We start from the raw sequence: 17,008 nt of genomic DNA, 5'->3' as shown, positions 1-17,008 counted from the left end.
GAACCAAGCAGCATATCTGAACGATAATTTATATCCCGATCTCACACGCCTTTTTTTAGAAGGAATAGACAACAATAAGCAAGGCGGCTAGTGCCGGTCTCCAAAACTGAATAAAGAGACCAAAAAGAACAGGAACCGCCTGATTAAGACGCTTCCCGTTCTTTTTGTTTTCATATAATGATTATTAATAACAGTTGATATAGGAATAAAGCTATGAGGATACCACTTCGGAAGGTCGCCACTTTCTTGAAATCTCTTCAATATGATGAGGTGCCGTTCTGCAGCATCCTCCGATTAAACGTGCCCCAGCATGGTGCCATTCTTCAGATTTTTGTTCGAGCGTGTTACATGATTCTTGACCATGCCATGTTTTAGTTTGTGGATCATAGGTTTCACCAGAATTCGGATAAACTATAATTGGTTTTTTTGTGTTCGCACGTAACACCTTGATGGCGTCCGTGACAACTGATACTGGTGCACAGTTAATACCGATCGCAGCAATTTGCTCACTGTCCTCAAAGAACTTTGCACAATCCTCCAGCAATGTACCGTCACTTATTGCTTTCTCATTTTTCAAAGAAAAGGATAGCCAAGCATATACTTCTGGATAATCTTTCAATAATGAATTCAATACTTTTGCTTCTTGCAGGGATGGAATCGTTTCAAATGCTAAAAGGTCGGCACCTGCTTCAATCAAAGCTGATATTCTTAAGCGATGAAATTCTGCTAAAGTTTCATCTGAAACACCATAGTTTCCTACATATTCTGAACCATCAGCGAGGTAAGCCCCATAGGGTCCTACTGATGCAGAAACCAATGGCTTAGGTCTATTCGTTTGCGTCTCTTCCTTCCAAAAATCATCTCTTGCTCTTCTTGCGAGAAACACCGTTTTTTGAATTAACTTCAGGGCCTCTTTTTCTTGTATTCCACGAAGGGAGAAACCTTCAACAGTAGCTTGGTAGCTTGCAGTTATCGCACAGTCCGCTCCTGCACGGAAATAGTCAGAGTGAACCCGATAAATCACCTCTGGATTTTCAAGTAATACACGGGCAGACCAGAGCGGATCGTCCAAATCACACCCATACCGCTCAAGCTCTGTAGCTAGTGCTCCGTCCAGAATCATGACTGAATGTTCTCGTAAAATAGCGTCAATTGGGTTAATTTTATTCTTCAAGATCTACACCTCTTTTCTTTGAAGTTTGTGTTATATAATAACTTCCATAGCAAAACAAAATAAATGGAATACCACAATAAAGCGCAATCCGTTGTGTAGGATCAAATGCAATTCCTATACAAGAAGCAAGACAAAGCATGAAAGAAATGATTGGTACAAGCGGATATAATGGTGTACGATAAGCCAAGTCATTTACTGAATTTCCTTCTTTTATAAACCGTCTGCGAAATAGGAACTGTGAAGCGCTAATACTCATCCAAACTACAACCACGGCCAGACCCGAAATGGATACAAGCACTATATACACAGTATCCGGTGCAATAACACTAGAGAACAAGGCTAAACCACCGCCCAACATACTGAAAATGACTGCATATATCGGAACACCTCGTTTTGTTAATATTGCAAATATTGGTGATATGGTTTTCTTATCTGCAAGTGACCAAAGCATTCTGGAAGAGGCATATAGACCTGAGTTTGCAGCAGACAAAATGGCAGTTAAAATAACAAAGTTCATAATATCCGCTGCATATGGCACTCCAATTCGTTCAAGAACGGCCACAAAGGGGCTCTCTAATACGCCTGCATCCGAAATAGGCAATAATGCGGATAATACAACGATGGTTCCTACAAAAAAGATAATCAATCTCCACAATGTCAGACGAATTGCCTTTGGTATCGTTTTTTCTGGATTCACAGTTTCTCCAGCTGCAATTCCGATTAATTCAGTTCCAGAAAATGCAAAATTCACCGCAAGCATCGTCATGATAATGGCAAAAGCACCATTAGGAAATAACCCTGCACTTATAAAATTGGAAAATAGCGGTGCTGATTGAGAGTTAGTCATTGGAATAAAACCTACCATTGCAGCAACTCCCAAAATAATAAATATCACGATCGCAATTACCTTTATTGACGCAAACCAAAATTCAGATTCAGCGAAAAACTTGACAGTCAGCGCATTTAATACAAAAACCAAAATGGCAAATAGAGCACTCCAAATCCAGACATTGATTGATGGATACCATCGCTGCATCAACAATCCAGCAGCCGTGAATTCCGAACCTAGTGCAACAGTCCAAGTTAGCCAATACAACCAGGCTACTGTATACCCTGTCCCAGGTCCAATGTATTTGGCTGAATAGCTATGAAACGCTCCTGTCTCGGGCATATGTACTGCCAGTTCACCTAAACATAGCATGACCAGATAAACCACTAGTGCCCCTATCAGATACGAAAGGATAGTGCCAAACGGGCCAGCCTGTTGAATCGTATAACCCGTACTTAAGAATAAACCGGTTCCAATCACCCCCCCAAGCGATAGCATGATTAAATGCCGTGCTTTCATCTCCCTTTGAAATTCATGCTTCGTTTTGTTCTCCATTCATACTCTCCTTCATCCTGCATCCAGAAAAAACGAAAACGCACTCTAAAAAGAGTGCGTTACTGACAAATAAAAACGTAGGGTCTCATCTATCAGGGTTTCACCCCCTGGAATTAGCACAGTGTCGTAGTAGACCTGTTGCTGAGGTTTCATAGGGCCAGTCCCTCCACCTCTCTGGATAAGAAATTTATTTTTTTATTACTTTATCAATCTATGAAAAAATTGTCAAGTATTTGTTTTGGATTGTAAAGACTTGCTTTTTTGCGGGCAAGTCGCTCAAGAATTGGAGATAACCCAAGATAGAAAAAAAGACGGCATCTTAAAGATGCCGCCACAATTATTAAGGACGTTCCATTTCAAATAATTCTCCTAGTTTTGTATAAGTATGACCCGCTAATCTTGCGACAGGTTTTAGCCCATTCTGGTCAATTCGGCCATTATGGTAAATATCTTGCTCTATATGATAGCAGACTATTTTCCCTATCAATAAATCACAACCAGGTTTATTCTGGGAACCTGCCAATGGTATCGCATGCTCTAATATGCACTCAAAGCGTACCTTTGCTTCTTGCAATCCTGGTACGGATACCTTATCACTGACAGCCGGCGTGAAATTGGTAAGACCCAATTCACTTTCGTCAGATGGGAGTTCCTTCGCCGTTCGATTTGCATCAGCTACATTATTCTCATCAGTGATATGAACAACGAATTCACCTGTTTGAATTGCATTTCGGGCCGTGTCCTTTGAAACTCCTTCTTTCCGTTGAACAGAAATGGAAATCATCGGAGGATTTGAACTGACTATGTTAAAAAAGCTGAACGGCGCTATATTGATTGTACCGGTTTCGGATTGTGTCGTAACAAAGGCTATAGGTCTCGGTATAATGCTTCCAGTCAAAAACTTATAATTATCCCGTTCAGTCAGATTTTCAGGATTAACAGAAATCATCTTCAGTCCCTCTCATTCTTATAAAAAGTTCTTTTGAAACCATGAACCCGCTGCCTCAACCTCTGAACGTGTTAACTGATGACCGTAATTTTCCCACTTAACATCCACTGTAGCACCAGCTTGCAGTAAAAGTTGATTAAGTTCATCAGTTTCTGCTGCCGGGCAAATCGGATCGTTTTTACCTGCAGCAATAAATACAGGTATATCCGCAAGGGAAGGCAAAGCAATCCCTCGTCTAGGCACCATGGGATGATGAAGAATCGCTCCTTGTAATGCCCCTTCGAAATGGAACAGCAAACTTGCCGCTATATTTGCACCATTGGAATAACCTAATGCTACCACTCTTTCACGGTCGAAGTCATATTTTTTGGACGCTGATTCCAAGAAGTCATAAAGCTCCTTCGTACGAAAGATCAAATCTTCTTCATCAAAAACCCCTTCGGATAACCGGCGGAAAAAACGAGGCATTCCGTTTTCAAGTACATTTCCCCGTACGCTCAATACGGATGATCCCGGTGAAACCATTTCCGCTAATGGCAAGAGATCTGTTTCCGTTCCTCCAGTGCCATGTAAAAGCAAAAGCAATGGCGCTTCTGGATTACTACCTTTTTGAAAAATATGCTTCATCATTTATCCTCCTCCAGTACTCTCGGCACTGCCGGCAGTAACGTTTTCTCCATAATTCCCCTTTTTTCTTCCAGCCATGGCGGCAGCATTAATTTACTACCCATCGTTTCCTTCGTTTCATCATGAGCGAAGCCAGGTGGATCTGTGGCAACTTCAAAAAGTATGCCTCCATCTTCCCTGAAATAAATGGCATCGAAGTATTGACGATCTGTAAAGGGTGTCACACCATAGCCATGGTTGGCGATATGCTCCCTCCATTCTTTATGATCTTCATTATCGATTGCACGCCATGCAAGATGATGGACAGTTCCCACTCCGATGTTCCCATTTGGCAAAACCGTTTTTTTAACATCTATCAAATTTCCGATGGCCGATGTGGATTTGAAGCGGATGTAATCGCCCTCTTCCCCAATTTTTTGCAGGCCCATCACTTTCTCTAATAGTTCCATCGTTTTGATCGGTTTTGACGTCAATAATACGGCACCGCCGAATCCCTTGACCGCCTTGGCAGCTGGTACACCGCCGAATGACCACTCGCTATTTTTCCCTTCTTTACGCTCAACCAGTTCAAGTTGCAAACCATGGGGATCTTGAAATTTCAGATATTCCTCTCCAAAACGTGAAACTTTCTCAAATACTATATTAAACCTGTTCAACCGCATTTCCCAGAAATCCATTGAACCTTCCGGAACCGCATATGTTGTAATCCCCACTTGCCCAGAGCCAATTTTCCCTTGGTATGCCGCAGGCCAAGGAAAGAAAGTGATGATAGTACCTGGTGAACCTGATTCATCCCCAAAATATAAATGATAGGTTCCTGGGTCATCAAAATTGACCGTTTTCTTCACCATGCGCATTCCCAAAACTCCAGCATAAAAATCCACATTCTCTTGAGGGTTGCCTACAATTGCTGTTATATGATGTATTCCCGCGGTTTTCTTTTGCATGCCGATTACTTCCTTTCCCGGTTGATTAAATTTGTTGATTTTGTATTCAGTGGTTTTAAATTCGATTCAATATCCTGTCTTTTCGATTCTAAAAAAGGTGGTAAGGCAAGGTTTTCACCTAGGTGCTGCTCTGCTTCATCCACGGTAAAACCAGGTCCATCTGTCGCTAGTTCAAATAAGATGCCATTCGGCTCCCTGAAATAGAGGGAACGAAAATAAAAGCGGTCTACATATCCCGAGTTCACGAAATTCGATTCACTAATTTTTTCTATCCATTTTCTCAGTTCCCCTTCATTATCCACCCGGAATGCAACATGGTGTACTCCGCCCCTCCCCAATCGTTCTCGAGGGATGTCCCTCCTTTCTTCAACATGGATTTCCGCTCCTGTTCCACCCTCACCTGTCTCGTAAACGACAATCGGATTTTGCCCCCTTAAAGAAGATGGGTATGTTCCTGATTTCCGGAACCCCAACACCTCCGTTAGAACGCTTTGTGTCTGCTCAATATTGGGTACAGTGAGTTTTACTGGTCCTAATCCATTAATGGAAAACTCTTGTGGTACCGGGCTTCCATCCCAGGGTACACCTTCTTGAATGCCGTTACTACCCTGATTGGAAACCAGAAGAAGCCTTTGCCCCTCAGGATCTTTAAAAGAAAGCACCTTCCTTTGAAAACGGCTCGATATTTCATCATGCTCAACATTGAATTCAACAAAACGTTTTTTCCAATATCCTAGTGCTTCATCATCTCTCACCCTTAAGGAAATTTCGGAAATACTATTGTTCCCCTCATGAGTGCGGGCAGCATTGGGTATTTCAAAAAACGTCAACTCCGTACCCGGTGAACCAATTTGATCTCCATAAAATAAGTGATACACACGTACATCATCTTGATTCACCGTTTTTTTGATTAATCGCATCCCTAAGACTTTTGTGTAGAATTCAAAGTTATTTCCCGCTTTAGCTGTAATCGCCGAAACATGATGTAATCCTTTTAATTCCATCTGTACCACTCCTATCTTTATAAATCTCCCCTTACGTAGATGAATTATCCGCGAACAATATCTCGAATTCGAGATATTTAACTAGAGGTAAAAATACTTTTAATGAAAATATCTTGATTTAAAGATAAACGATAGTGATTTATTTGTCAACCTTTCTTTCAAAAATTTCAACCGCATTCACTTATAATAAAATATTTAAAATCAGGTCAAAATAAGTCGGTATAATTAATGGAGGTGTGATATGGCTAAAGATTTTTTATGCGCAATTGAAGATAGACGCTCTTATTATTCCCTTAGCAAGGTAAGTGTTGTTCCTGATAAAAGGATTAAAGAAGTTATCGATCATGCCGTTCAATATTCCCCTTCCGCTTTCAACTCCCAAAGTGCAAGAGTGATTGTTTTAAGTGGTCAAAGCCACGACCAATTATGGGATATCACGAGAGAAACATTACGAAAAACTGCCGGGGACAAAGATTTTGGAGAAACGGAAGAAAAAATGAAGTCATTTAAAAATGGTTATGGTACGGTTTTATTCTTTGAAGACCAAGCCATTATTGATGGGCTTCAAGAACAATTCAAAACGTATGCCGATAACTTTCCGATTTGGTCGAACCAATCATCTGGCATTTTACAATTTGTCGTATGGACTTCATTGGAAATCGAGGGGTTTGGTGCAAGCCTTCAGCATTATAATCCCTTAATCGATGACGAAGTGAAGAAGGCATGGGATATTCCTCGGGATTGGAAACTCATCGCACAGATGCCCTTTGGAAAACCCACTGCAGAACCTGGGGATAAAGAATTCTTACCTCTTGAAGAACGGGTGAAATATTATCGATAATACAATAACGGGCTGGCTCTATATGCCGAGCCAGCCCTTTCTTTTATTTCACCTTAATAATCCGGTAATGTTGCAAAGAATTTTGAAAATATCAATGATGCAAAGCCTATATACGCCAAAACCGGCATGATTTTGTTACACTCACTGTCGTTCAATACGTACATTTCCCTTCCCCCAGTAACTTATTTAATTGGTGAAGAACGCCCCGGTAGCCATTCCTTCAAATAATATGGGAGTTCACCTGAATACTGTTTGGAAGCATGTCCACTTTTCAGTAGGCTGTATGTCTTATCCTTACATGTTAGATGCTCCATTACCGGATAAATCATCTCCTGAGGGACCAAACGATCATACTTATTTGCTGTGACCAAAACACTAGCATCAATTTTCGAAAGCTTCGCCTTTTTCCCCCTTACCTTAAAACCACCATTAACCAATCGATTTTTTATTAAAAGATCCTTCGTTATTTGTTTTGCAGCTGCTCCGGATAATGGCACATGCCCATTGGTCCACGCGTTGAAACGGCGCCAATTTTGAACGTATTCAACATCATCCGCTTTATTCAATAAAGATAAATAGGGTGATATATATATAGGAGATGTAATTAAACGGATTCCATATTTAACTGCACTTGCTGGGATCGTTTGATAAATATCAATCGTCTCGTCAAAATCCACGGTCCCTTCTTTTAATGCTTCCTGCCATTGATCAAAAAATTCTGAGGCGCTGAAATCTACCGGTGTAACGGAGAGAATCAAATTCTTGATCGGCTCGTCGGCAATGGCAGCATAAATTGCAGCTAATGTACCGCCAAGACAAAACCCCATAACTGTAATTTCTGATGCTCCAGAGTGACGTAATGCACGCTGCACTCCTTTTTGAATATAATCGACGATATAATCTTCGATCGATATCTCGCCATCTTCAAAACCCGGGCTTCCGAAATCAAGCAAATATACATCAAAACCTTCATTTACTAAAGATTCTATTAAACTATTCCCTGGGGACAAATCTAGAATCAATGGAGTATTGATTAGTGAATATATAAGAAAAACCGGCACATCATATTTTTTTTGTGCCGACGGATAATACCAGAGCGTTGATTTATTTTTTTTCCACACCTCTTTTTTCGACGTCGGACCCATTCCAGGCATAGGCTGATTGGGAATATCCAAAAAATGTTTCCATTTAGATATGGGTTCGGACTGATTTTTCGGCACTTTCCGTTTAGACATTTGAATTCCCCTGTCCAAATGAATCGAATTTAGGCAACTGTGCACTTAATAATAAGGACTCATTCATAAAATCCGCTAACCTTTTTTTACTCCCTTCTATTTCATTGGATTCCCATCTTGATTTCTTTAACTTTTTACGCGATGAATAAGCATTCCTTTTATTACTAAATGAAGAATTCCCTCTGACATTCCGGTCCCTGTCCATAAGTAACTCTTCTAACCTATCAATTTTTTCTTCGAGCTGGATGACTAATTTTGCAACACCCGCTACATCTTTTTTTGTTGGGTAATTCATGATGATGGACAATCTTTCTGAGGCTTCCTGCATCATATTTATTTTTGGAATCTGCAATTGTGCATTGTCGCTTACTGTTTCAATTAATTCCCGGTTATTCAGCAGATCTTGAATTTTGTCATTCAGCTCTTGCTCTTTTTGTGCTCCTAGCAGTTTAAGCCCTTTATAAAAATTTGATTTCTCAGCCATATCTCTTTCCTTCCTTTCTCCTCCATTTATACTAATGCCGATATTCCCCCGTCAACGATCAAAACATGACCAACCATATAGTCAGAAGCCTGTGAGGCTAAAAATACGGCGGCTCCCTTTAAATCATCTTCATTGCCAAACCTGCGAGCCGGAGTATTCCCTAATATGTCATAATTGGATTTCTCAAGAATTCCCTTTGTGATTTTGGTCGGGAAAAATCCAGGTGCTATCGCATTGACCTGGATGCCGTATCTAGCAAGTTTAACCCCTAAATCTTTAGTCATTGTAATGACAGCACCCTTACTGGTGTTATAAGCTATGGTATCCAATTGCTCAGGAAACGTACCGCCAAGACCTGTCACCGATGCGATATTAATGATTTTTCCGGAATTTTGCTGCATCATGACCTTCGCAACAGCCTGTGAAAACAGGAATGTACCTGTAACATTAACATTCAATACTTTTTCCCACTTATCCTTGGGAAGATCCACAAGTGGACCTGACCAGGACGTGCCGCTATTATTGACAAGAATATCAATCGTACCGAATTGGGCAACCGTTTCCTGTACCACAAGATCAATGTCACTATCATTCGTGATATCACATTCAAAGGCAATAGCATTCACACCCATTGATTGCAAGTGTTCACATACTTCCTTACAGACAGGAAGATTTCGTGAGGCAATGACTATATTAGCGCCAGCCTCCCCCAAAGCCATGGCAATCTGTTTGCCCAATCCTCTGCCGCCTCCGGTAATGATAGCTGTTTTATTAGTCAAATCGAACATATTGCTCAATGTAGTCAACTTTTCAGCCCTTCCATAATGAATTATTATTTATATAGAACTATCTATATCATTATAGAAAAGCCTATCCAATATTGTGCTTAAAATAGCCTAATGCCTCTGCCTTTTGTTTTACCAAACTTTTAATGGGGCGATTCCGGAGATTATTCGGCAGGTTTTTTTGTCCCAATCGGTGATAATTAGACCGAACGGACACTTTATTCGGCCGATTGAGCAAAATCGAATACTTGACCTATTTAATCGTTTACACTAGAGAATAGTAAGGAGGTATAAAAAATGACCATACATCACTTTCATTTAACCGCAGAATGGCCCGGCGGCAGAAATGATATCGGCACTATTCAATCAGGGAATCTTCAAACACAGATAAGTATCCCTAAGGAAATGGAGGGACCAGGGATCGGCACAAATCCCGATGAAATGCTGCTTGGAGCGGCCTCTACCTGCTATATCATTACCTTTGCTGCCATGTTAGAGCGAGCCCATATAAAAAAGGCCAGCTTGACCATGCAATCGGAAGCCATAGTGGATATTACGAATGGTGTATTCACCTACAAGAAGATCATTCATCGCCCTACACTTGTATTAGCACCGGATACATCTGAAAAAGCGGCTGAAAAGGCGAGGAAGCTTGCTGAAAAAGCTGAAGCTTCTTGTATGATTTCAAGAGCGATCAAAGGTAATGTAGCTGTGGAATTGAACGCGGCAATTTCCATTGCACAGCATCCTTGAACAGGAAAAAAAGTGCCTAAACCGGTAAGGGTTAGGCACTTTTTGTACTATTGAATTGCGTTCACTTTATTTTCAACCTCGCGGCACACTTCATCAGCCGTTAAACCATTTGCCTCAATGATAGACGCTTTTAATGAAGTATCGCTAATTCCCATCATATTAGTATCCAATCCTGTTACCACACAACAATCCACGTTTTTTGCGTCAGCTTCTTGTTTAATCTCCACAACATCAAAACCTTTTTCACGAAGTGCTTCCTGAATATTCGTTAATGATTCTTCAACACCGATTTTTGACATCAACACACACCTCCTCTTCTTTCTAACCTGTCCTTTTCACCTTCAATATATGTATAGGATGCAAAGGAAATAGGGAAAGTAATATCGAGGTGATAAACATGAATGGAAAAAACAAGAAAGATGCATCACAAACTCGTTTAGGTTCTTCTCAGGTTGAGGGGCAAGGTACCACTACAAAAGAAACCGGGTCCTTCACTCAACCATCTTCACTTAAAAAGCAAAAGCGTTCATGACAAAAAGAATCTCATTATGGAATTCCGCTTTCATTTTGGAGAAAAAACGCTTGGTTTAACCGCCAAGCGTTTTCCACTGCATAATCCAATATTAATTGTACCGGAACCATTTCTTTCACGTTCAGGCTCTTTACTTATATATCTTGTTTTCTGATTTCCCGTTGAATCTTTAAATCATTCAATTGATCCCCATCAATGGTTTTTGAACCCATTTTTGCTTTTTCTGCTCCATCCTGGTTAAAATCACTTGCCTTTAAATTATTATTGGGAGCGGCTTGCTCGTTCCATTTGGTCATCATGATCTCCTCCTCATTCCTTTATCCTCCCCAAACCTTAGAATATTCATGAATACACCACATCATTTATTGCAAAGATACTAATGGAGGTGGTTTTATTGGAACCAAACAAACCCGGCAATAAGAATGCACCGGATTTTAAAGAGCTGAACGACCGTATCATCAGGGAACCATCACAAAGTCCCCGTTTAGTCATCAAAACAAATTTGGATACAAAGAGTGTAAATGATGAGAACCCCTACTCCGAGCGAATTAACAGTGAGGGATTTGCTGATTTTTTTGAGGAATAAAACAAAACCGGCTTAATAAGCCGGTTACCGATTGTAGACAAACTCTTCTAATAATTGAGTTTGTCTATAGTTTTTTAAGGGTTTATAAAATTAGAACAGTGATTTCCACTCAAGGCACTTGCTTTCCGCGGGCAGTCCACCCTCGCCTTTATCGCCTGCGAGGTCTCCCTAGGTGATAGAGATGCTTTCTAAACATGATTCTATTCAGTGAGTTCAACTTGAAGCGATTACTTTAGATTTAACTGGTCCTACGAACTATTTGGTTCGTAAAATGGAGGCGGCCATTGACTTCACTTTAATATGACTTGGTGAAAGATATGTATGACTTGGCAAGGGCCAGAAATGGCCCAAATAATGACCTCAGAGAGTTAACTATTCTCTATAACTGCTTCAAATCCAATAAGAAATCAAAAGGGTTTCGGAATGAGATCATTCCGAAACCCTTTTGTCTACATACTGAAACCGGCTTAATAACTCAGTTTCTCTTAAAAATATTTCTTCTTCCAAAAAATGAATGCCGTCGTCCCCGCTAAAGTGATGGCTATTAATAATGTAAAGATGAAAGCAAATTGATTATGTTCAAATGGCAGTTCCACATTCATTCCATAAAAACTTGCCACCATCGTCGGAAGCGTTAAAATAATTGTCACTGAAGTTAGAAACTTCATGGCATTATTGACATTATTCGAAATAATCGATGCGAATGCATCCATCATCCCGCTAAGAATCGAGAGATACACTTCTGCCATTTCGATTGCCTGTGCATTTTCGATGATTACGTCCTCAAGCAATTCTTTATCTTCTTCATACATTTTCAAATAATTAAAACGGAGGATCTTATCAAGTACTACCCGATTGGATTTCAATGATGTAGTAAAATAAACCAGACTTTTTTCCAAAGCCAAAAAAGTATATAGTTCTTTATTTTTCATTGACTGATGCAATTCACGTTCAGCTTCATTAGTCATCTTGTTAATCTGTTTCAGATACCGTAAATAATAGGATGAAATTTCAAATAATAATTGTAAAGCAAACCTTGTTTTCTTATTAGTGAAAAATCCTTTGATCTTATTGTTTTTGAAATTCGCCAAAATGGGTGTTTCTTTCAAAGATACTGTAATAAAACAGTCTTTGGTAAAGATCATCCCTATGGGAATCGTTTCAAAGATGGGTAAATCGGCTTCGTCCCGGGTCAAATATGGGAAGTCGACAATAATTAAAACATTATCATCTTCTTTTTCTATGCGAGGCCTTTCCTCATCGTCCAGCGGATCTTTCATGAAATTAATCGGTAACTTCAAAGTCGTACATATATAATCTATTTCGGCTTCTGTCGGAGCGACAATATTCACCCAGGAACCTTTTGTCATTTCCTCAATATTGTTTAGGTGCCGGTTTTCATTCGTCTTGTAGATTTCAATCATTTGATGACCTCCTCTTCTATAGAGAAAGCCTTATTTACCTTCTTCGAGCAGATACTCAGGGAGAATAACAGTCTCGACTTCTAGCATCATATTGGCTTCCTCTTGCTTTCTGGGTTCAGGATCATAAGAACTGCTGCTCACTCGTATCCACTTCCTTTCGATTCTTTTATCTTAATCCTTATTCTTTTAAAGCACAATAACGAATTTACCACCTTGAACACCCTATTTAAAATTCGCAATCATCTGACTTTAGCGATTAAAAAAGAGATCAAATAAAGCCATAAAAAAATCGCTTGGAATCTCCAAGCGATTTTTGATTACGTTACCCATGCTTAGCATTATTATAATAGTGAACTCCATACATGGCACCTTCATCTACCATTTTATTATCTTCATGATCATATGGATCGGGGTGACCTGCCTTTTCAATTACAGGGTCCAGCTCAGAAGCCTTCCTATTCAAAAAGCTAAATGTTTTATCTTTTGCATTGGACCATATGTCCTTCACTTTCTCTCTGTTCGTTTTATTTGAAAAAAATGAGACTCCGGCAACTCCGACTCCTAGCAATACTACGTTTCTTCCTAATGCCATCATTACCTTCCCCCTTATTATTGGATTAATTTATATATACCCAATGCCCTTCAATGTAAAACCTTTATTTATATGGAGGCTTTTGGTAAAAGAAATTAGGTTTCACTATTTCATTGTTATACGGCTGATGAAATACGTGTGTCGTAGCTGGGGACACCGGAGGAATTAACCATGTCCAGTCACCCGTTACTTTCCGGTCACATGAAGTTTCCTTTTCTTCGAATTTCTTGAATTGTTTAGCTGCCGTATGGTGATCAACAATGCTGACTCCATGTTTTTTAAACGAATGAAGGACTGCATCATTCAGTTCGATCAAGGCTCGATCTTTCCATAAATTCGAATCACGTTTAATATCCAAGCCCATCCTCTCCCCTATTGTTGGAAGCATATTGTAGCGTTCTTCATCAGCAAGGTTTCTGCCACCAATCTCCGTTCCCATGTACCACCCATTAAATGGTGCAGCTGAATAACTAATACCGCCAATTTCTAGCCTCATACCAGCTATGATTGGAACTGCATACCATTTGATTTGAAGATCTTGAAACCATGTAAACTCCGGGTGAGTGATTGGAACTTCCTTAACTAGACTTTCAGGAATTTCATAAAATTCAGGTTTTATTCCGTCCAACTGGACTACAAGGGGTAAAAGATCGAAAGGTCCAAATTTCCCTTCCCATCCTAATGCCATGCATTGCTTCGTGAATTCTATTGAACTTGAATCGCCAATTACTCCATTCTCTGTCTCATATCCTGCATAACGAATAAGCTGATGATTCCAAATATCCACTTTTACATCATGATCTTTCTGTTTGAAAATTGTAATCACAGGCCTGATGTTTCCATTATTCGTAGCGTATTCGATATGCTCAAAGAGAGCTGATACTATTTCTTCCTCGCTTTGAATCATCCTTTTATCAATCACCCTCAGCGACTCCCAAAAAAAGCGCCCGATGCAACGATTACTATTACGCCAAGCTAATTTAGCACCATAAACCAATTCTTCATATGTATGTTCATATCTACCTGTTTCATTTATTTCCTTTTTGATTTGTTCGATTCTGCCATTTATGTCCTCTTCCGTTTTCAATAATTCCGGGTAACTTGTCCTGATAAAGGATACGGCCTCTTGCAGTAAATCACTCATCTTTCCCACGGATCCTTCCATTTGTAACTCTTTGACTTCAATAATAAAGTAACATATTTTTCATAGTATCTGTAAAGGAACACATTTTTAAAAGAGCATTTCTTTTAAAATGTGGCAATTCTGAGGCGGAAATTTTATTCTTTACACTTAAAGTAAGTTCATAAATTTCTTATACTATAACATCTCTAGTAACTAAATAATATTCGGTAAAGTTGTTACATAAGATGTAAATGCATTATAATATAATAATAATGGGGTGATATGATGAATAATACGACACTTTGTCCACGTTTTGAAAAAGGAATGCAAATCTTGAGTAAACGCTGGACTGGATTGATTGTCAATCAATTGCTTAATGGCCCTCAACGGTTTTGTAATATTGAATCTGCCTTCCCGATTAGCGGCAGAATTCTTTCTGAACGTTTAAAGGACTTGGAAATTGAAGGCATTGTAAAAAGGGATGTGTATCCAGAGACACCAGTCCGGATTGAATATTCTTTAACTGAAAAAGGCAAGGCTCTTGCACCGGTAATGAAAGAAATTCAAAACTGGGCACAAGAATGGCTCGAACCAATACAGAACCAATAAAATAGGCATTTGGAGAAATGGAGGAAAGATCGCCAGCTGGCGGACTTTCCCTTTTTTTATATCTAGCATTTGTTTAGTCGCCTGCGACAAGTGGTATATTTTTTACAGATAGAATAACACTAGGTTTATTCCAAATTGTATGGGCGGTGTATTCATGAAGCAAGCAGATTGCATTATTGTTGGTGGCGGTATAGCTGGGATTCAGGCAGCCATTCAGCTCGGAAGATATAAACATGATATTATTGTCATTGATTCTGCTCAAGGCCGTTCTTCCATAGCCAAGGCTTACCATAACATTCTTGGATGGCCAGATGGAGTAAGCGGACACCAATTAAGGACTCTGGGCAGACAGCACGCAGAAAAATTCGGTGTTGAATTCTTGGATGATACAGTGACATCTCTTGAAAAAAAGCGGGACAAGTTTTTTCTCCACACAAAGAAGGGCATGGAATATCAAGCAAAAATGATTTTTCTAGGTACCGGCATTATCGATAACATCCCTCCAATCAAAAACATCTATTCAACCCTTGGGACATCCACCTATATATGCCCTGACTGTGATGGGTATGAGATCATGGATAAGCAAACCGTGGTCCTTGGAGGCGGAAATACAGGTGCAGGAATGGCCCTTACTTTATTATATTGGTCAAAGGATATCATTTACGTAAATCACTTAAAATCAAAAATTGATGAAAAGTATAGGGAAAAGTTAAAGGAAAACCAAATTCCCGTATTCGAAGAAGAAGTTGAAGAGGTTCTAATCGATGTCAAACAACGGTTAACCGCAATACAATTAGTATCTGGTAAAATAATTGAAGCCGAAAAGGCATTTACGGCGTTTAAAGGGAACAAACTTAATAATGGACTTGCCTTACAATTAGGTGTGCAAGTAAACGAAAACAATCATGTCGTGATTCATCCCCGGACTAAAGAAACGAATATTAAAGGAGTTTGGGCCGGCGGTGACCTTGTTGCCCATTCCGAACAAGTCACTATTTCGATGGGGGATGGGACCCAAGCCGCGATTTGGATTCATAAAAGACTGTTGGGCCAGCCACTTCCTTATGATTAACAACCCATGGGAAATTAAAAGGGCGACCTGTTCACCAGGCCGCCCTTTGCATTCGTATTTTTTTTGCGTAAGGCTTCGCTTCACATGTAATCTACGTTCGTTTCCTACCTTTAAAAACTTTAACCAGAATGAGAATGACCGCGATGATAAGCAGGATATGTATAAAACCTGCAGCCACTTTAAAGACTAAACCAAGAACCCATAATAATATTATTACGCCAATAATTGTCCAAAGCATTATAATCTCCCTTTCCTTCCCTTCTCATAATTGATCTTTCTTAATGAGAAGTTTCTTCAGAATGTTTAGCTTACATTTAAATTACCCATATCTTTCTGCAACAAACCCCTTTGTGGGTGAATCCAAAAAAATTACATAAAACTGCAAATTCTGTAAAAGATAATAATAAATGAGGAATCTTCCATATTGAAAAACATTCACCATAAGGAAGGCATTTCAAGTTTTTAAGCTTCAGCAGATCTTTATAAGATAAAGCAAATACAAAAGAAGGAGTTGTTTATTCATGAAAAAGTTTTTAGTCATCTGTTTAACAGCCTGTTCCCTATTCTTAGTTACCCTGGATTACCCGTCTGCACAGGAAACTAAAACAAAACCGGAAAGGGTGCAATTCACTGATGCTCAAAAATCGGAAATCGCAAAGATACACAAGCAAATACTTGCGGACAAAAAGAAGTTGATCGAAAAATATGTAGAATATGGTGCGCTATCAAAAGAAGAAGCCGATAAAATGTTTTCACATTTTGAAAAACATTATAAAATGATGGAAGAACATAATTTTCAAATACCGCCGCATCGACCACATACAGGGCATATGCATAAGTAATTTTATGTTCTTTGCCTATATAGCATGATAATCCGTCCTGATAAA

At 39.5% G+C, this 17,008-nt stretch carries 22 protein-coding genes and 1 riboswitch; of the genes, 7 read left to right on the top strand and 15 right to left on the bottom strand.

The window, feature by feature from the left end:
- Positions 1 to 211: 211 nt before the first annotated feature.
- The 6 genes from mmuM to ACQKKK_RS09905 form a co-directional block, all read right to left on the bottom strand.
- Positions 212 to 1,174 (bottom strand): homocysteine S-methyltransferase, encoded by a 963-nt coding sequence (gene mmuM / locus ACQKKK_RS09930; RefSeq protein ID WP_427615959.1) that lies wholly within the window; start codon positions 1,172 to 1,174, stop codon positions 212 to 214.
- The gene (gene mmuP / locus ACQKKK_RS09925; RefSeq protein ID WP_427615957.1) at positions 1,164 to 2,558 is read right to left on the bottom strand and encodes an S-methylmethionine permease; all 1,395 of its coding nucleotides are present in this window, start codon (positions 2,556 to 2,558) and stop codon (positions 1,164 to 1,166) included. Before mmuP ends, mmuM begins: the two co-directional genes overlap by 11 nt.
- Positions 2,559 to 2,640: 82 nt before the next feature.
- A riboswitch (SAM riboswitch) is annotated at positions 2,641 to 2,743 on the bottom strand.
- 155 nt (positions 2,744 to 2,898) lie between these two features.
- Entirely contained in the window at positions 2,899 to 3,507 is a 609-nt protein-coding gene (locus ACQKKK_RS09920; RefSeq protein WP_427615955.1) for a flavin reductase family protein, read from the bottom strand.
- Positions 3,508 to 3,525: 18 nt separating this feature from the next.
- Positions 3,526 to 4,134 (bottom strand): alpha/beta hydrolase, encoded by a 609-nt coding sequence (locus ACQKKK_RS09915; RefSeq protein WP_427616207.1) that lies wholly within the window; start codon positions 4,132 to 4,134, stop codon positions 3,526 to 3,528.
- A complete protein-coding gene (locus tag ACQKKK_RS09910; RefSeq protein WP_427615954.1) occupies positions 4,134 to 5,081 on the bottom strand; it encodes a ring-cleaving dioxygenase in 948 nt (315 codons plus the stop codon). The genes ACQKKK_RS09915 and ACQKKK_RS09910 overlap by 1 nt, the downstream gene beginning before the upstream one ends.
- A gap of 5 nt (positions 5,082 to 5,086) precedes the next feature.
- Positions 5,087 to 6,085, bottom strand: a complete 999-nt coding sequence (locus ACQKKK_RS09905) for a ring-cleaving dioxygenase (protein ID WP_427615952.1) — start codon at positions 6,083 to 6,085, stop codon at positions 5,087 to 5,089.
- Positions 6,086 to 6,326: 241 nt separating this feature from the next.
- On the opposite strand from ACQKKK_RS09905, the gene ACQKKK_RS09900 reads away from it, so the two are divergent.
- Positions 6,327 to 6,926: a nitroreductase family protein gene (locus ACQKKK_RS09900; protein WP_427615950.1), complete on the top strand. Its 600-nt coding sequence runs from the start codon at positions 6,327 to 6,329 to the stop codon at positions 6,924 to 6,926.
- A gap of 182 nt (positions 6,927 to 7,108) precedes the next feature.
- Here the strand turns inward: ACQKKK_RS09900 and ACQKKK_RS09895 are convergent, their stop codons facing one another.
- From ACQKKK_RS09895 to ACQKKK_RS09885, 3 genes are read right to left on the bottom strand one after another with little or no spacing between them, the layout of a single operon-like run.
- On the bottom strand, positions 7,109 to 8,161 hold the full coding sequence (locus tag ACQKKK_RS09895; protein WP_427615948.1) for an alpha/beta fold hydrolase: 1,053 nt from the start codon (positions 8,159 to 8,161) through the stop codon (positions 7,109 to 7,111).
- Positions 8,154 to 8,645 (bottom strand): hypothetical protein, encoded by a 492-nt coding sequence (locus ACQKKK_RS09890; RefSeq protein ID WP_427615947.1) that lies wholly within the window; start codon positions 8,643 to 8,645, stop codon positions 8,154 to 8,156. The genes ACQKKK_RS09895 and ACQKKK_RS09890 overlap by 8 nt, the downstream gene beginning before the upstream one ends.
- Positions 8,646 to 8,671: 26 nt before the next feature.
- Positions 8,672 to 9,433 (bottom strand): SDR family oxidoreductase, encoded by a 762-nt coding sequence (locus ACQKKK_RS09885; protein ID WP_427616206.1) that lies wholly within the window; start codon positions 9,431 to 9,433, stop codon positions 8,672 to 8,674.
- Positions 9,434 to 9,727: 294 nt separating this feature from the next.
- Here ACQKKK_RS09885 and ACQKKK_RS09880 point away from each other — a divergent pair, with 294 nt between their 5' ends.
- Complete coding sequence (locus ACQKKK_RS09880; protein ID WP_427615945.1) at positions 9,728 to 10,183, top strand: OsmC family protein; 456 nt, start codon at positions 9,728 to 9,730, stop codon at positions 10,181 to 10,183.
- A gap of 47 nt (positions 10,184 to 10,230) precedes the next feature.
- Here ACQKKK_RS09880 and ACQKKK_RS09875 read toward each other — a convergent pair whose 3' ends face one another.
- A complete protein-coding gene (locus ACQKKK_RS09875) occupies positions 10,231 to 10,482 on the bottom strand; it encodes a YkuS family protein (RefSeq protein ID WP_427615943.1) in 252 nt (83 codons plus the stop codon).
- A gap of 98 nt (positions 10,483 to 10,580) precedes the next feature.
- On the opposite strand from ACQKKK_RS09875, the gene ACQKKK_RS09870 reads away from it, so the two are divergent.
- Positions 10,581 to 10,715 (top strand): YuzL family protein, encoded by a 135-nt coding sequence (locus ACQKKK_RS09870; protein WP_101225105.1) that lies wholly within the window; start codon positions 10,581 to 10,583, stop codon positions 10,713 to 10,715.
- 134 nt (positions 10,716 to 10,849) lie between these two features.
- Here the strand turns inward: ACQKKK_RS09870 and ACQKKK_RS09865 are convergent, their stop codons facing one another.
- Complete coding sequence (locus ACQKKK_RS09865) at positions 10,850 to 11,014, bottom strand: hypothetical protein (protein ID WP_427615942.1); 165 nt, start codon at positions 11,012 to 11,014, stop codon at positions 10,850 to 10,852.
- Positions 11,015 to 11,100: 86 nt separating this feature from the next.
- On the opposite strand from ACQKKK_RS09865, the gene ACQKKK_RS09860 reads away from it, so the two are divergent.
- Positions 11,101 to 11,301, top strand: coding sequence for a hypothetical protein (locus ACQKKK_RS09860; RefSeq protein WP_427616205.1), 201 nt, complete (start codon positions 11,101 to 11,103; stop codon positions 11,299 to 11,301).
- A 485-nt stretch (positions 11,302 to 11,786) separates the two neighbouring features.
- On the opposite strand, the gene ACQKKK_RS09855 is transcribed toward ACQKKK_RS09860, so the two are convergent.
- The 3 genes from ACQKKK_RS09855 to ACQKKK_RS09845 form a co-directional block, all read right to left on the bottom strand.
- Positions 11,787 to 12,725, bottom strand: coding sequence for a magnesium transporter CorA family protein (locus tag ACQKKK_RS09855; protein ID WP_427615940.1), 939 nt, complete (start codon positions 12,723 to 12,725; stop codon positions 11,787 to 11,789).
- A 322-nt stretch (positions 12,726 to 13,047) separates the two neighbouring features.
- Positions 13,048 to 13,320 (bottom strand): hypothetical protein, encoded by a 273-nt coding sequence (locus ACQKKK_RS09850; RefSeq protein WP_427615939.1) that lies wholly within the window; start codon positions 13,318 to 13,320, stop codon positions 13,048 to 13,050.
- 61 nt (positions 13,321 to 13,381) lie between these two features.
- A complete protein-coding gene (locus ACQKKK_RS09845) occupies positions 13,382 to 14,482 on the bottom strand; it encodes a nitric oxide synthase oxygenase (protein WP_427615937.1) in 1,101 nt (366 codons plus the stop codon).
- Between the two features lie 243 nt (positions 14,483 to 14,725).
- On the opposite strand from ACQKKK_RS09845, the gene ACQKKK_RS09840 reads away from it, so the two are divergent.
- A complete protein-coding gene (locus ACQKKK_RS09840) occupies positions 14,726 to 15,049 on the top strand; it encodes a winged helix-turn-helix transcriptional regulator (RefSeq protein WP_061463475.1) in 324 nt (107 codons plus the stop codon).
- A 154-nt stretch (positions 15,050 to 15,203) separates the two neighbouring features.
- On the top strand, positions 15,204 to 16,121 hold the full coding sequence (locus tag ACQKKK_RS09835) for an NAD(P)/FAD-dependent oxidoreductase (RefSeq protein ID WP_427615936.1): 918 nt from the start codon (positions 15,204 to 15,206) through the stop codon (positions 16,119 to 16,121).
- A 91-nt stretch (positions 16,122 to 16,212) separates the two neighbouring features.
- On the opposite strand, the gene ACQKKK_RS09830 is transcribed toward ACQKKK_RS09835, so the two are convergent.
- Positions 16,213 to 16,359 carry a lmo0937 family membrane protein gene (locus ACQKKK_RS09830; protein ID WP_125161371.1) on the bottom strand — a complete coding sequence of 49 codons (147 nt, stop codon included), beginning with the start codon at positions 16,357 to 16,359 and terminating at the stop codon, positions 16,213 to 16,215.
- A gap of 283 nt (positions 16,360 to 16,642) precedes the next feature.
- Between ACQKKK_RS09830 and ACQKKK_RS09825 the strand changes: the two genes are divergently transcribed.
- Complete coding sequence (locus tag ACQKKK_RS09825; protein ID WP_427615934.1) at positions 16,643 to 16,963, top strand: YckD family protein; 321 nt, start codon at positions 16,643 to 16,645, stop codon at positions 16,961 to 16,963.
- The last annotated feature ends 45 nt before the right edge of the window (positions 16,964 to 17,008 follow it).

Source organism: Peribacillus sp. NPDC006672 (assembly GCF_050274955.1).
Classification (GTDB): Bacteria; Bacillota; Bacilli; order Bacillales; family DSM-1321; genus Peribacillus.
This window is presented reverse-complemented; position numbering and strand designations above follow the sequence as displayed.

Bases quoted from the DNA above. Each gene is read 5' to 3' on its own strand.
- mmuP (WP_427615957.1), bottom strand. From the start codon at position 2,558: ATGGAGAACAAAACGAAGCATGAATTTCAAAGGGAGATGAAAGCACGG.
- ACQKKK_RS09920 (WP_427615955.1), bottom strand. From the start codon at position 3,507: ATGATTTCTGTTAATCCTGAAAATCTGACTGAACGGGATAATTATAAG.
- ACQKKK_RS09915 (WP_427616207.1), bottom strand. From the start codon at position 4,134: ATGAAGCATATTTTTCAAAAAGGTAGTAATCCAGAAGCGCCATTGCTT.
- ACQKKK_RS09910 (WP_427615954.1), bottom strand. From the start codon at position 5,081: ATGCAAAAGAAAACCGCGGGAATACATCATATAACAGCAATTGTAGGC.
- ACQKKK_RS09905 (WP_427615952.1), bottom strand. From the start codon at position 6,085: ATGGAATTAAAAGGATTACATCATGTTTCGGCGATTACAGCTAAAGCG.
- ACQKKK_RS09900 (WP_427615950.1), top strand. From the start codon at position 6,327: ATGGCTAAAGATTTTTTATGCGCAATTGAAGATAGACGCTCTTATTAT.
- ACQKKK_RS09895 (WP_427615948.1), bottom strand. From the start codon at position 8,161: ATGTCTAAACGGAAAGTGCCGAAAAATCAGTCCGAACCCATATCTAAA.
- ACQKKK_RS09890 (WP_427615947.1), bottom strand. From the start codon at position 8,645: ATGGCTGAGAAATCAAATTTTTATAAAGGGCTTAAACTGCTAGGAGCA.
- ACQKKK_RS09885 (WP_427616206.1), bottom strand. From the start codon at position 9,433: ATGTTCGATTTGACTAATAAAACAGCTATCATTACCGGAGGCGGCAGA.
- ACQKKK_RS09880 (WP_427615945.1), top strand. From the start codon at position 9,728: ATGACCATACATCACTTTCATTTAACCGCAGAATGGCCCGGCGGCAGA.
- ACQKKK_RS09875 (WP_427615943.1), bottom strand. From the start codon at position 10,482: ATGTCAAAAATCGGTGTTGAAGAATCATTAACGAATATTCAGGAAGCA.
- ACQKKK_RS09870 (WP_101225105.1), top strand. From the start codon at position 10,581: ATGAATGGAAAAAACAAGAAAGATGCATCACAAACTCGTTTAGGTTCT.
- ACQKKK_RS09865 (WP_427615942.1), bottom strand. From the start codon at position 11,014: ATGATGACCAAATGGAACGAGCAAGCCGCTCCCAATAATAATTTAAAG.
- ACQKKK_RS09855 (WP_427615940.1), bottom strand. From the start codon at position 12,725: ATGATTGAAATCTACAAGACGAATGAAAACCGGCACCTAAACAATATT.
- ACQKKK_RS09850 (WP_427615939.1), bottom strand. From the start codon at position 13,320: ATGATGGCATTAGGAAGAAACGTAGTATTGCTAGGAGTCGGAGTTGCC.
- ACQKKK_RS09845 (WP_427615937.1), bottom strand. From the start codon at position 14,482: ATGGAAGGATCCGTGGGAAAGATGAGTGATTTACTGCAAGAGGCCGTA.
- ACQKKK_RS09840 (WP_061463475.1), top strand. From the start codon at position 14,726: ATGAATAATACGACACTTTGTCCACGTTTTGAAAAAGGAATGCAAATC.
- ACQKKK_RS09835 (WP_427615936.1), top strand. From the start codon at position 15,204: ATGAAGCAAGCAGATTGCATTATTGTTGGTGGCGGTATAGCTGGGATT.
- ACQKKK_RS09830 (WP_125161371.1), bottom strand. From the start codon at position 16,359: ATGCTTTGGACAATTATTGGCGTAATAATATTATTATGGGTTCTTGGT.
- ACQKKK_RS09825 (WP_427615934.1), top strand. From the start codon at position 16,643: ATGAAAAAGTTTTTAGTCATCTGTTTAACAGCCTGTTCCCTATTCTTA.